Raw genomic sequence first — 15,066 nt, 5'->3', positions numbered from 1 at the left:
TTTTATATCTTATCTATATATTTAAGTTCAAAAGTGTCGGGGTTTACCTCTTCTAAGGATCTATTGTAATAGAAATGAATAATTTGGGTTTCTAAATATAAGTTAATTTTTTCAAGATCTTTCTCTTCCTCATACAAATCAAATGTCTTTTTGGATTCGGTTTTTTTGAATTGAGCGATCCAGGTATCAGGATTTTTTACGGCTTCTATATTGGAGTAAGTTTCAAACTTTTTCTTCATCCAGCGATGACCTACTAATTTCTTTTGTCGATCGTTTAGCTCTTTTTCTAATTCATTAATTTTCTTTGATATGGCAGGAGATATTGGTTCTTTTCTTTGCTTATCCAAAGCTATTTTGGTTTTTACAAAACTTTTTTCTAATGTAAAATCAACACGTTGCATATCACTTTTAATACGTTGGATAACCTCATATATAGAAGTATCGTAGGCGTTTAAAAAATCTTCATAACTATACAGACCATCCAAGAATGCCAGTGCCAGTTCTTTATAAGGCTCCTGTTTTGTTTGTTTTTGTAATTCTTCAAATAAAAAGTTAATGTCTTTTTGACTTGCTACCGGGATATTCTGAAATCTGGAACTGTTTTTTACGTTACGTAACTGGTCTGTTATTTCAGGAATTGTACCGCTATAGGTAGCCGATCGATGCCTGAATTGTAGATACCCCAACTTAGCAATCCTTTCATCATCCATCAATTCTTTTTTACGTTTGTTAAATTTCACTTTGAAGGTATCAAAAGCATAGGTATACCCAAATGTTGCTGTAAAATCTGTAGCACTCCCAGCCGCAGTATTTCTGAATAACGAAAGGAGGTTCAAGGTAAGATTATGACTTTCATATAAAGTATAATTACCGCCCAATCGTATATTGTAAATATCATTTTGTTTTTCACCATTGGAGAATGCACTGTTATAGGAACTAGAAAAATTTCCCCTCAGTTTTTTATCAAAAAAAGATTTGCTCACCGTTACGGTAGGACCCAAGGTAAGGTTGTCAGTTGTCCCAGCTTTATTATAAGAAACATTTGCTGTCGCAGAAATGTTAAGTGATTTTTTGGGGTATCCCATGATATATCCAGAAGTAAGGTTGTAAAAATTGGATAATCCGTTTTCAATAGTCTCCCCGTTTTGTTGATTATCAGATACTTGATAAGTTATATTTGCTTGTAGATTTTGCTGTTTATTTTCTGTTTTTTTAAGCGTATAGTTAGCTCCTAGATTTGCGTTTTGAGAAACCTGTCTGTAATTAAGCGTGTCTACATTTTCAAACTGATTTACTTCATTAATATAATCAAATTGATCTCTGATATTGGTATACGACTGAAAATTAGAATATCCTGCATTGATTGACAGTTTTTCTGAAGGGGCATAATTAAGGGTAAACGCACTAACAATACGTTGCATTTCTGAGCTTTTAGTTTTATCAAGATTATCTCTCTGTAACCCTGCATTCACACTAAGATTTAGGGTGTTATTCAACACGCTTTGTGCAGCATTTATGGTAATATTTTCCATATCGTTATTAAAGTAGTAGGCTCCAAAAGTTCGGTAATCCGGATCGATGCGCTCATAGCCAGCACCCACAGATCCATTACCAGCAGGATACTTAAATTGAGCATTGAATGCATTATAGTAAGAAGTAGTTAGATTCTCATTGAGTATAAATAATAAGGTACCTGCTGTTTCTCTGGGTTCTGATACTCGGGTATCTTCGGTAATTCCTGAAATTGCATATTCCAGATTGAAGGTAGCTTTTTCAAGTAAGGTAAAATTAGTAGTTGCACTTAGGACTGCATTTTCCTTTGGTGTAAGTTCCAGAGTTGCAGGAAGAGGGTTTTCTAAAGAAGCTTCATCATCTTTTGCTGAAAAAAAGATCAACGCTAATGAGGCTTCTTCAAAATCATAAGATGCTTTAATTCCAAGCCCCATTCTTTTGTATGCCGGGATAGCCTCGGGAAGCTCGGGATTGTATTCAGATTCTTTTAGAAATCTTCCATATAATGCGCTTAATTTAAAAGGGCCATTGGGAGTAAGATCAATACCACCTCCTGTAAACTGATGACCATTTACTGTATAGGGTGAAAAGGTCATAGCGACATCACCAATATGTGTAGCTATCCATTTATAAGAGGGATGAATGCTTAACCTATTTATTTTAAAAGGAGTGCTATATCCAAAATCCTGATTAGTATATGAAAAAGATAAAGGAATGCTATAAATACCACTTACATCAAAATTAAGATTTCCATTGACAAAATAAGTGAAAGGGTCTCTGTTAGCAGTACCATTATAGTACACAGCGTTACCCGAAATACCTCCGTTAAAACGAAGTAGAGGTACCTTGCCTATCTGATCTAAATCTTGACCATAGACAATACTCGAAATACCTAATAAAAGAATAAGTAGTTTTTTATTCAATACAGTTCATAATTTGGGACTGCGAAATTAGGTTTTTTTTAACAATTCACAAGTTAAAAGTCTTAATATTCAGTATTTTAACGTTTTTTTGCTGCCTCATAACGATATTTGGTCTAAAAATACACTTTTTGTAGTATATTTCCCTCAAAAATAAACGCCGCAAATTGCGGCGTTTATAATAAGTATATGTTTAGTATTTTAATTAACTACTGGTATTGGATCATCTTTTACCATTGCTGTTTTCTTTCTTTTAAATCGAACTTTGATTCTATGTACGATAAAGAATAAACAAGGTACTATAATAAGTGTAAGGAATGTTGCTATAATCAATCCATAGATTACTGCCCATGCCAGAGGTCCCCAGAAAATTACGTTATCCCCACCTATATATATTTTAGGATCAAAATTGGAAAATAAAGAGAAGAAATCAATATTAAAACCTACGGCTAATGGTATTAATCCTAATACCGTTGTAATGGCAGTCAATAATACAGGACGCAATCGGGCTCTTCCTCCTTTTACAATAATTTTAGAAACTTCTTCATTTGGTAATATTTCATTGTCTGATAACTCTAATTCTACAGCTTTACGATCCATAAGTAGTTGTGTGTAATCCAACAGAACAACTCCATTATTAACTACAATACCAGCAAGAGAAATAATCCCCATCATCGTCATCATAATAACAAAAGGAGCCCCTGTGATGAGTATGCCACCAAATACTCCTATGAAACTAAGGAAAATTGCAATCATAATAATGGTTGGTTTGGAGATCGAACTAAATTGAAATATCAGAATCAAGAATATAAGCCCTAGTCCAGAAAAGAATGCTCCCATTAAAAATGCCATTTGTTTATTCTGCTCCTCAATCTGACCTGTATAATTAAATTTTACACCTCTGGGTAATTCCTGAAAATTCGCCATTTCGGTTTCTATCTGTGCTACAATCGCACCGGCATCTGTATATCCGGGTTGTAATCCTGAATATACAGTAACTACTCTCTTAGAATCTTTATGTTTTATTGCACTAAAAGAAGAGGTGTTTTTTTGTGACGCTACTGCGGCCACAGGGATTTCTTTAATTTGACCATTTGCAGGATCTCTAAAGGTGATGTTCTGGTTGAATAAGGCACTGGTATTATAACGGTTGTCCTCATTAAACCGAACGTAAATATCATAGTCTTCACCATCCTTCTTAAATACACCTGCTTTTTCTCCAAAGATAGAACGGCGTAACTGGTTTCCTACTTGTCCCGCTGCGACGCCTAGTTCTCCTGCTTTTTGGCGATCTACTGCCACTTGCATAGCCGGTTTACCTTTATTAACATCAATTTTTAATTCCTCAATACCTGGAATATTCTTGTCATTTATAAAGTTTCGCATTAACTCTGCTATGATAATCAATTCATCATAATCAGGTCCTTCAATTTCTATATTGATAGGATATCCTGCTGGTGGTCCTACTGCATCTTTTTCTACAGAAATTGCAACTCCTGGATAAATTCCTTTGAGCGCATCCTGTACTTTTTGTCGTAATTCTTCAGAGTCTTTTCCATTTCTGAATTTATATTCTCGCATAGTAGCCAGAATTTTAGCACGATGTGGCATTTCTGCAGCACTTCCTCCATCAGTTTGTGGATTTCCTGCACCTTCTCCTACTTGTGATACGGCTGATTCTACTAAGAAGTTATGGTCTTGTCCTTCAATATATTCCTCATCGTTAAGAATACCATAGACGCGATTTTCAATTTCATTAGTGATTTTATTAGTTTTATCAATATCCGTTCCCTGTGGATACTCGATATAAACGATAATCTGATTAGGGGTATTATCAGGAAAAAATTCGATTTTAGTACGTTGGCTTCCTACAGACATACCAAACATCATAAAAACAACAATTAATAAAACAAAGGTTCCAAAAGAAAAGAATAAGGGCCTCCATCCTTTTAATGCAAATGATAAGAAGCTTTGGTATTTGTTTTCTAGCCAGACTAATGTTTTTCGCTGAAAATAATTGGCTCCGCCTTTAAGTACATATTTATATACCCAAAACATAATAGCGGTAAAGATCATTAATGATCCTAATCCACGAACAGATCCACCAACAATTAGAATAAATATACCCAGTCCACCCAGAATCAGACTTAATCTGATTAATTGTTTAACGGTCAATACTTTTTCCCCCACTTCCATAAACTGTGAAACCAACATAGAATTAATAAAGATGGCAACAAAAAGAGAGGAGCCTAACACTACAGAAAGTGTGATCGGGAAATATTTCATAAACTGTCCCATGACACCCGGCCACATTCCTAAAGGTACAAATGCTGCTACAGTAGTTAAGGTAGAGATGATAATAGGAAATGCGATTTCACCAATCCCTTTTTTAGCCGCTTCTATACGTGACATGCCTTCTTCTTCCATCAATCGATATACATTTTCGACGACTACAATACCATTATCCACCAGCATTCCTAATCCCATGATCAATCCAAACAAGATCATCGTGTTCATTGTATATCCTAAAAGTGATAAAATCATGAAGGACATAAACATAGACATGGGGATGGCAAATCCAACAAATAAAGCATTTCTAAATCCTAAAAAGAACATAAGCACGCCTACTACAAGAATAATCCCGAAAATGATGTTATTTACTAAATCATCTACCTGATTAATTGTTTTAGACGATTGATCATTAGCGATACTAATGTTAAGATCGGTAGGAAAGACATTTTCTTTAGCTTCCTCCACAATACCATTGATCTTTTCTGCAGCTTCTACCATGTTTTTGCCAGAACGTTTTTTTACTTCTAACATCACTACATTATCGCCAAATTCTCTGGCATAGGTAGTTTTATCTTCTTCTTTAAAGGTCACCGTAGCAATATCACGCAGATATACGGGACCATTCTGAGTTTTAACTACAAAATTATCCAGAGCGGATGGTTCTTGTATTTCACCTAAGATTCTGATAGTTCTTCGCTGACCACTACTGATCATATTACCAGCTGCCATGGTTACATTTCCATTTCTGATGGTGTTTAAAACATCATCAAAACTTACTTTGGCTGCCATCATTTTGTAAATATCGACAGCGACTTCTATTTCTTTTTCCTGCGCTCCACGGATATCTACTTTCTTGATTTCTTTAAGGTTCTCTATTTCATCTTCCAGGTACTCGCCATATAGTTTTAATTTTTCTACAGGATAATCTCCTGTAATATTAATATTCATAATGGGAGTTTCTTCAGAGATACTCAGATCAAATACATCTGGTTCTACTTTAGCGCCATTGGATAATGGCCAATCTTCTGTAGCTTTTTCAGAATCAACTTCGTCTTTTACCTTTTGTTTAGCCTGAGGCACCGTAAGTTCTTCATCAAACTCTACAGTGATAATCGCATAGTTTTCCTGAGATGTAGATAAAACCTCTACAACACCCGTTACATTTTTTAGTTTATCCTCTAAGGGGTCAACGATTAATCGTTCTACATCTTCTGCAGTATTTCCCGGATAGGGAACACTAATGTAAATTTTGGTCTCGTTGATCTCAGGAAAGTTTTCTCTGGGCATTGAAAAATATGCCGAAAGTCCTAACACTAAGAAAATGGCAATCATTACATAGACCGTCGTTTTATTATCGATCGCCCATGAAGAGAGTTTAAACTCCTTATCTACTTGTTTCTTTTTGACTTCCATAAAACTTTAATTTATGATTTGCACTTGTTGTCCATCTTTCACACTTCTAGCCCCTTCACTAATTAACTCATCACCACTTTGTATACCTGTAAGCACCTCTATTAAATCTCCTTGTGTTTTACCTGTAGTTACAATAGCTTTTTTGGCTTTGGCTATATTATTCCCTTCCTTATCAGTAATTACATAGGTATATTGATCTCCATTGGCGTTTTCAGAAATAATACTTTGTGGTATCAAAATTGCTTTTTCGCTGGTATAATCATTAATTTTTACTTTAGCTGTAAGATTAGGTTTTATAATTCCGTCTTTGTTAGGGACACTAACTTCAACCATAAAGGAACGATTGTTAGGATTAATGTAATTACCAACTTGTCGGATTTTAGTATCGATTTGAGTGCCCAATACCGGAAAGTTTACTTTAGCCTCTTTTCCTTTAGTAATACTGCCGATATAACTTTCTGGCACTTCTGTTTCTATATACATATCATCTAGGTTAACAATACGAATCAGTTGTGTTTGTCCGGGAAGAACGACACTACCTTGCTCTGCGATGATATTATCTACGATTCCAGAAAATGGAGCATTTACGGTAGACTTAGCTAATTGTCGTTTGATCTGATTTACCGCATTTTCTCTTGCTTCTGCATTGGCTTTTGCTTGTAAATACTGAATCTCAGAACCAATTTTTTGATCCCATAGCGCTTTTTGACGTTCAAATGTTGTTTTAGCTAATTGTGCTTCTACTTCAATTTGTGCAAGTTGTTGACTCATTCCTCCATCATCAATTCTGGCTAGTACCTGACCTTTAGAAACTCGCTGGCCTTCTTTTACATATACATTGGTTAAAACTCCCGAAGTTTCGGGGTAAATAACAATATTCTTTTTGGTCTCTACACTACCTTGTAGCTCCAGATAATGATTAAAGAGCGTATCCTTAACAGCGATCGTTGTGATCAATGGAAGCTTTTTAATGCTGTCCTTCGTGGCAATTGCAGCATCCAGTTGTTTTAACTTATCAGCAACTGCTTGTTGTTCTGCTACAATTTCACTCCTTTTTTCTCTTAGTGCTTTTAAGTCTCCTTTTTCTAATACTTTATCAATAGAAGTTGCATCTTGCTGCCCACAAGATATTGTTAGCAGAAATACGGATAGTATGATTAATATCTTTTTCATCTGTTGGTATTTATTGTTTTTTAATTGTCATATGGAATCGCCAATGATCATTTTTGGTTAGTAACAGATCAATTGATTGGCCTATTTCATCTGTGTGATTAGTTATTTGGTGTGTTTAAAATCGTTTCTAATTCAGCTTTCTTATTGATAATGTCAAGCATTGCCTGTAATAACTCTTGTTGTACTGAATATAACTGTAATTGCGCTTGTCTAAGCTCAAAACTGCTGGCTATTCCTTCGGTATATTTTATCTGATTTTTATTTTCAATACGTTCAGCTAATGCTAAATTTTGTTGTATGGTTTGATAATTTTCTATAGAAAAAGTGTATTCACTAACCGCATTATTGTAACTTAATTGAATTTGTTGTTGGGTTTCTATAAAGGAAGTGTTTGCTTGCTCAAAAGCTATTTTGGCTTGTTGTGTTTTGGCACTTCTTTTTAAGGAACTGAAAATAGGCACAGTTAAACTTACTCCCAGAATAGAGGACTGAAAATAAGGTTGATCACTATCTAAAAATGTAAAAGAATCTGAAAAAGCTGCAGTCCCATAATTAACAAAAGCAGAGAGAGAAGGGAGCGCTTTACTTTTCTCCAGTTTCAATTCTAATCGTCGCTGCTCTGTTAATAAATAGCCTAATCTGTAGTCTACACTGTTTTCTATTGTAAAAGGCTCAGCAGTGATTGCGGGATCTATATTTTTTGTGGTAAGTTTATCCAGAGTATCCGATAAAATACTAGCGGTGTCTACATCAATTCCGATAGTCAGATTAAACATCTGTAATGCTATTTTAGACAGTCTTTCTGCATTGTTTAATTGGCTCTCTATTTGTAAAAGTGTAATTTGTAATTGCTCCACATCTTCTTCTTCTGCCAATCCGTTTTTGAAAATCTGTTGAGTTTCATTAAAATTCTTTTCTAAGGCAGTTTTATTGTCCTGCAGAATTTTAACACTCTCTTTTGCTACAAGTACACTCCCATATGCATTGATAACTCCTTTACGTACTTCTAGTTGTGTTTTTTCTTCTACATCATCGCTATACTGTAAAAAGCTTTTAGCAGCTTCTAATCCCACCAAGTAAGATCCGTCAAATAGTAATTGTGTTAGTGTAGCAGTAGCAGAAAGTTGTTCTTTAGTTCCAAAAACAACAGGTACAAAAGTTCCGGGATCACCTCCTGTAAATTCTGCAGGAATTAATGTGACAGGTTGCTTTAGTTGGTTTTGATAATCCACTGAGCCATTAATCTGAGGAAGCCCCGCAGCAGTCGTTTCCCATTTTTGTTTAAGTGCCTTCGCCACATCACGTCTGGCATTAATGGATTGATAACTGTTTTCTAATGCAAATTCTATAGCTTCATCTAATGTAAATGAATATTGTGCAGAAACTGGAGTTTCCTGTGCAAATGCACACATCATAAATAAGCAGCAGAAACAGAAGGACCAAAGTTTGTTTCTCATAATATATTATTCTTTTAATAGGTTGTTTAAAATATGTAATCCTTTGTCGGTAGCAATGCCTCTAACATGATATTCGAGATAGTCTCCCATCAATTTTGATATAGGAAACATCGTCACTGGAAATAGCTCTTGATCTTTAATACCTGTAATTCCCATAAAATAAAGTCTGGAAATAATTTCTACATCAATATTTTTCCTGAAAACACCTTTATCAATACCTCTTCTTATATTTTCGATCACACATTCTTGCATGACTTCAAATTGTTTGAATTTTAAAGCACTATGTATTTTTGGATAATATTTTTGTAACTGATATTGTGGAGATGTTTTTTCGTTTTTTAGATGATGCATCACAAAAGCTTTGATAGCATACAATTCTTCTATCGGTTCTTTTTTTTCTTCTAAAATAGTATCAATTCCATCGCTGATTGTACAAAAAATATGCTCTGTAGTAGCTTCTACCAGTTTGGTTTTATTTTGAAAATGTGTATAAATAGTTTTTTTAGAAATCCCCATTTCAGAAGCAAGATCATCCATGGTCACACTCTTAAAACCAAGGTTTAGAAACATGTTATTTGCCTTTTCTATTATTTTTTCCTTCATCAATAGACTCGATTTATAAATACAAATGTATAACAGGAAACTTTAAAAACATTTAAAGTTTCCTAAGTTTCACAATTATTTAACAGTATATTCATTTTATAGCTATGGCTTTATGATAGTTCATTTAAAAAGTTTCAATTACTTTAGCATAAAAAATTGACAGTGCAAACCATTTCGGATTATCAAGGATACTTTTTGGAGTACCTTTCAGAAAAAACGTTAGAAAAAGAACCTAAAAATCTTTATGAACCGATTTCATATATCCTCAATCTTGGCGGTAAACGGTTACGACCTACACTTACATTACTGACGGCAGAGATTTTTGGGAGTTCTTACAAAGAATCGCTAGATGCAGCTTTGGCGGTAGAAATTTTTCATAATTTTTCTTTGATTCACGATGATATTATGGATGATGCTCCATTGCGAAGAGGCAAGGAAACTGTGCATGAGAAATGGGATATTAATACGGGTATTCTTTCTGGAGATGCTATGTTAATTAATGCATATCAATTATTTGAAAATTATGAAGGAGAAACGTTTAGGAAATTAGCAAAACTCTTTACTAAAACAGCTATTGAGGTATGTGAAGGGCAACAATACGATGTGGATTTTGAAACCAGAGACGATGTTACTATTGATGAGTATTTAAAAATGATTGAATACAAGACAGCTGTGTTAGTAGGTGCTGCGATGCAGATGGGTGCAATTATAGCTGATGCTTCAGAGGATTGTGCATCTTCTATTTATGATTTTGGAAGATTACTGGGTCTTGCATTTCAATTGCAGGATGATTATCTCGATGCTTTTGGCAATCCGGAAACTTTTGGTAAGCAGGTGGGAGGAGATATTATAGAAAATAAAAAGACGTTTTTGTATCTAAAAGCAATTGAATTTTCCAGTAAGGAGGAAAGAAAACAATTAGAAGGATTATTTTCTCTAAATCCAGAAGATCCATCAGAAAAAATACAAATGGTAAAAGATTTTTTCGAGAGTACAGGAGCAAAAGAGAGAACAAGATTAGAAATCGCATCGTACACACAAAAAGCTTTTGATGTATTAGAGGCGATATCTATTTCTAGTGAAAAAAAGAATGTTTTACGTGTGTTTGGAGAACAATTAATGAACAGAAGTGTCTGATACGGATTTGATAATATCTCAAAACAAATTGATCAATACAATTTCTAACTCAGAGTTGTACCCGCAATTTGTATCTCAGATTCAAAAAGACCTGAACCGTGCGGGAATTGATTATACTATTGTAAGAGTATCAAATCCTAAAGAATTATTTGAAGAAATTCAAAGATTGATTTTTGAGAAACTAACACACAATTTTAATGAATATCTTAATTGGTTATATGCCGTGGATGTGTCAGAGGTTGAGGTTAGAAATATCAAATCAGAGCATAGCAAAGATATTTCACAAAAAGTAACTTATTTAATTTTGAAGCGTGAATGGCAAAAGGTTTGGTACAGAAATAAATTTTAGTAACCTCATTAAAATACTGATAATATGAAATCGGCGTGCCTTGTTTTAACTTTATTTTTTTCTGCTATCAGTTTTGGTCAAACAGGGGTATCAGAAGCAGTAAATAGTTTTTATGAAGACCTTATAAGTAATATTATTAATAAGGATACAGTCGTAAAACAAATGACCAAATATTATAAGTGTTCTGAAACATTATCAGGTACGGTCGATTTTTTTTATAAGGAATCAACATTAAAACTCATCAGACATACCTATAAGCAAGGGGTGTATGGAGATCTGGAAAGAGAACTTTATTATATGGATGAAGAAGGTATTCGTATGTATATTACATTTTCTGAAATTACAGATTTCAAAAGCTTTAGTTTTGAAGATGATCAGGAGCAAATAGCGACTACAAAAAAAATATTAGAGGTTACAGAATCCAGGATATTTTTTGAGAAAAAAGCGATTGTAAATTGCTATGAAAGAAAGCATAGTGAAGATGCAACAGATTGGAATCAGAAATATTTTGATACGTTAAAGTTTGTAAACAAAGAATGCGATGAGGATTTAGCAGATATTTATAACAAATATAGAATTCTTTGTAAGGCCGAGAAAAATTTGAGAAATGCCCACGGTAAGAAACCCTGTATTTTTCATATTTGGTAAAGACTATAGTTGTTGAAACCAAAATATGGTAAGCTTTACTGTTTTTTTGGTAGATTCATTTTTGAGCAGTCATCTTTTCCTAAAAAACACGAGATGGTCTGCATCAGAAATTAAAAGAAAATTCTAACAAAAGGAGCAAAAGGGCTTGCATAAATACTTTTATCATCATCATACAGTACATCATATCGTAACCCAATACTGATAAATCGCATTCTATAGGCAGCGCCTAGATATAGAGCAGGGTACCAATAATCATCCTTAAATTGTGATCCTAATTCATCAAAACGTCTACTTACACCCATAAGCTCAAATTCTGTAGAGAGTTCAAGCTCATTAAAAGGACTATAGATACTAAAAACACTACCACCATAATTACTGGCTGTAAAATTGAGTCCATCCGTATATCCAAAATTGAACCCAACGCCCAATCCGAATTGGTTATTAAAATCATATATGGCAGAAGGGGCAATCACGCCACTAAATGTATCTCCTGAAAATCCAATCCCAATGTTTCCTCCGTATCGTACATTAGACCAAAAAGTTGGATTCTGAGCAAAGGTGTTTTGAGTGTATAAAAAAATTACGAATAGTGCGAGTACTAATTTGATATTCTGAATAGAATTCATTGTCATTGTTAATTTTGTAAAAAATAGGAGCAATAAATATAAATAATTTGGTGCTCAATGTTTTGTAATTGTTGTATTTTTGTATCGTTTTGTCATTAAATAGACGGTAGATTACCTATATATGGATAAATATTCATTTTTGAATGCGGCTAATACCGCATTTTTTGCAGATTTATACGATAAATATCTGCAAAGCCCAGATAGCATCGAACCTAGTTGGAGAGCTTTTTTTCAAGGATTTGACTTTGGTTTAGAAAGTGCTGATGGCTCGGGAGAGACCATTTACATTGAAAAAGAAGCAGAAGGAACTGTTGCGGTGCCAGAAACTATGCAAAAAGAGTTTCAGGTAGTACGACTGATTGATGCTTATAGAACAAGAGGACATTTGTTTACTAAGACAAATCCCGTTAGAGAGCGAAGAACGTACTATCCAAGCCTTTCTTTAGAGAATTTTGGATTAAATCAATCCGATCTTTCTACTATTTTTAGTGCAGGTGAGATCATCGCATTAGGTCCGGCAACATTAAACAATATCATTGCACATCTGGATCAGATATATTGTGATGCCATTGGAATCGAATATATGTATATTCGTAACCCGGAAGAACGCGAATGGATTCAGTCTCGTATTAATTTTAATACGAATAGAACAAAGTTTTCTCCAGATCAAAAACGTCATATTCTTAAAAAATTAAATCAAGCCGTTTCTTTTGAAAGTTTTCTTCATACCAAATATGTTGGACAAAAACGTTTTTCATTAGAAGGAGGGGAAACATTGATTCCTGCATTAGATGCTTTAGTAGAGAAAGCAGCAGATATGGGAGTTAAAGAATTCGTTATGGGGATGGCACATCGTGGTCGTTTGAGTACTTTAACCAATATTTTTGGTAAAAGTCCTAAAGATATTTTTAGCGAATTTGACGGAAAAGATTATGCAGAAACCGTTTTTGATGGAGATGTAAAGTACCATTTAGGTTGGACTTCTAAGCGTAAATCTGATTCTGGAAAAGCAATTAATATGAATATTGCTCCAAACCCTTCTCACTTAGAAACAGTAGGAGCGGTCGTAGAGGGTATTGCCAGAGCAAAACAGGATAGCCATTATAAAGAAGATTATTCACAGGTATTACCTATAGTTGTTCATGGAGACGCAGCAGTAGCGGGTCAGGGACTTGTCTATGAGATTGTGCAAATGGCGCAACTGGATGGGTATAAAACCGGTGGAACTATTCATATTGTAGTAAATAACCAAATTGGATTTACTACTAATTATCTGGATGCTCGTTCGTCAACATATTGTACAGATGTGGGCAAGGTTACCTTGTCTCCGGTACTTCATGTAAATGCAGATGATGCAGAAGCGGTAGTGCATGCTGTGAATTTTGCATTGGATTTCAGAATGAATTTTGGTCGTGATGTGTTTATTGACTTATTAGGATATCGTAAGTATGGTCATAACGAAGGAGATGAACCTCGATTTACGCAACCAAAATTATATAAAGCTATTGCTAAGCATAAGAATCCAAGAGATATCTATGCGGAAAAATTACTTTCTGAAGGAATTATAGATAAAGGGCATGTAGCAGTATTAGAGAAAGAATACAAAGCATCACTAGAAGAAGAATTAGAAGACTCCAGAAAGCAGGAAAAAACTGTGATTACACCATTCATGCAAGATGAATGGGCTGGATTTGTCAGAGTACAAGAAGATGAAATGATGGAAGTGGTGGATACTACTTTTTCTAAAGAAAGTCTGACAGAAATTGCTGACGTCATCACGAAACTTCCAGAAGATAAAAAATTTCTTAGAAAAATAGAGCGATTAATTGACCAGCGCCATACAATGTTTTTTAAAGACAATAAGTTGGACTGGGCAATGGGTGAATTGCTTGCATACGGATCCTTGCTAAAAGAAGGATATGATGTGCGTATGAGTGGGCAAGATGTGGAGCGAGGTACATTTTCTCACAGGCACGCTGTGGTTAAAGTAGAAGATAGTGAAGAAGAAATCCTGTTACTTAATAATCTGAAAGGTGATCAGGCAGATTTTTATATTTATAATTCATTGCTTTCTGAATACGCAGTTGTAGGATTTGATTATGGATATGCTATGGCAAGTCCAAAAACATTAACGATATGGGAAGCACAATTTGGAGATTTTAGTAATGGAGCCCAGATTATGATCGATCAGTATATATCCTCTGCAGAAGATAAGTGGAAATTACAGAATGGATTAGTTTTTCTATTGCCTCATGGCTATGAAGGACAGGGAGCGGAGCACTCTTCTGCACGAATGGAACGATATCTACAATTATGTGCAAAGGATAATATGTTTGTGGCTGATGTAACTACGCCAGCCAATTTATTTCATTTGTTAAGAAGACAGATGAAAGCAACATATCGTAAACCCTTGATCGTTTTTTCACCTAAAAGTTTATTGCGTGATAAAAGAGTAATGTCATCTATCGAAGAATTTACAGAAGGAAGTTTCCAGACTGTAATTGATGATCAGGAGGTAAAAAATAAGGCAGTAAAATCTCTGGTTTTTTGTACTGGTAAGTTCTACTATGATTTACTAGAAAAAAGAGAGGAATTAAAGAGAAGCGATGTTGCTTTAGTAAGAATCGAACAACTATTCCCACTTCCTGTTGCTGAAATGGATGCTTTGATTAAAAAATACAACGCTGATGATATTGTTTGGGCTCAGGAAGAACCACGTAATATGGGAGCATTAAGTCATATCTTAATGCATTATGATGATGCTAAGACATTTAGATTTGCTAGTAGAAGACCTTATGGAGCGCCGGCAGCTGGTAGTGCTACCCGATCTAAAAGGCGACATAAAGAAGTGATTGATTTTGTTTTTGATAAAACTAAGGATAATCAGAAACGTAAAAAGAAGTAGTACGCATAATAAGATATTTAAGAAAGTAATA

General features: G+C 34.5%; 10 protein-coding genes. 4 read left to right on the top strand and 6 right to left on the bottom strand.

The annotated features are described in order from the left end of the window. Positions 1-2: 2 nt before the first annotated feature. The 5 genes from ABD816_RS11015 to ABD816_RS10995 form a co-directional block, all read right to left on the bottom strand. The gene (locus ABD816_RS11015; RefSeq protein ID WP_344927309.1) at positions 3-2,435 is read right to left on the bottom strand and encodes a TonB-dependent receptor; all 2,433 of its coding nucleotides are present in this window, start codon (positions 2,433-2,435) and stop codon (positions 3-5) included. Positions 2,436-2,633: 198 nt separating this feature from the next. Beyond that, a complete protein-coding gene (locus ABD816_RS11010; protein ID WP_344927306.1) occupies positions 2,634-6,137 on the bottom strand; it encodes an efflux RND transporter permease subunit in 3,504 nt (1,167 codons plus the stop codon). 6 nt (positions 6,138-6,143) lie between these two features. Beyond that, entirely contained in the window at positions 6,144-7,310 is a 1,167-nt protein-coding gene (locus ABD816_RS11005; protein WP_344927305.1) for an efflux RND transporter periplasmic adaptor subunit, read from the bottom strand. 98 nt (positions 7,311-7,408) lie between these two features. Further along, positions 7,409-8,767: a TolC family protein gene (locus ABD816_RS11000; protein WP_344927304.1), complete on the bottom strand. Its 1,359-nt coding sequence runs from the start codon at positions 8,765-8,767 to the stop codon at positions 7,409-7,411. Positions 8,768-8,773: 6 nt separating this feature from the next. Beyond that, positions 8,774-9,370, bottom strand: coding sequence for a TetR/AcrR family transcriptional regulator (locus ABD816_RS10995; RefSeq protein WP_344927302.1), 597 nt, complete (start codon positions 9,368-9,370; stop codon positions 8,774-8,776). Positions 9,371-9,532: 162 nt separating this feature from the next. Here ABD816_RS10995 and ABD816_RS10990 point away from each other — a divergent pair, with 162 nt between their 5' ends. Genes ABD816_RS10990 through ABD816_RS10980 form a run of 3 tightly spaced genes read left to right on the top strand, consistent with a single transcriptional unit; the run spans position 9,533 to position 11,504 of the window. Continuing rightward, positions 9,533-10,507, top strand: coding sequence for a polyprenyl synthetase family protein (locus tag ABD816_RS10990; protein ID WP_344927301.1), 975 nt, complete (start codon positions 9,533-9,535; stop codon positions 10,505-10,507). A gap of 28 nt (positions 10,508-10,535) precedes the next feature. Then, positions 10,536-10,856, top strand: coding sequence for a hypothetical protein (locus ABD816_RS10985; RefSeq protein WP_344927300.1), 321 nt, complete (start codon positions 10,536-10,538; stop codon positions 10,854-10,856). A 24-nt stretch (positions 10,857-10,880) separates the two neighbouring features. Then, positions 10,881-11,504, top strand: a complete 624-nt coding sequence (locus tag ABD816_RS10980) for a hypothetical protein (RefSeq protein ID WP_344927299.1) — start codon at positions 10,881-10,883, stop codon at positions 11,502-11,504. A 110-nt stretch (positions 11,505-11,614) separates the two neighbouring features. Here the strand turns inward: ABD816_RS10980 and ABD816_RS10975 are convergent, their stop codons facing one another. Further along, positions 11,615-12,130, bottom strand: coding sequence for an alpha-ketoglutarate decarboxylase (locus ABD816_RS10975; RefSeq protein ID WP_344927297.1), 516 nt, complete (start codon positions 12,128-12,130; stop codon positions 11,615-11,617). A gap of 121 nt (positions 12,131-12,251) precedes the next feature. Here ABD816_RS10975 and ABD816_RS10970 point away from each other — a divergent pair, with 121 nt between their 5' ends. Next, positions 12,252-15,035, top strand: coding sequence for a 2-oxoglutarate dehydrogenase E1 component (locus tag ABD816_RS10970; RefSeq protein WP_344927296.1), 2,784 nt, complete (start codon positions 12,252-12,254; stop codon positions 15,033-15,035). The last annotated feature ends 31 nt before the right edge of the window (positions 15,036-15,066 follow it).

The organism is Aquimarina addita (assembly GCF_039539305.1).
GTDB classification, from domain to species: Bacteria; Bacteroidota; Bacteroidia; order Flavobacteriales; family Flavobacteriaceae; genus Aquimarina; species Aquimarina addita.
This window is presented reverse-complemented; position numbering and strand designations above follow the sequence as displayed.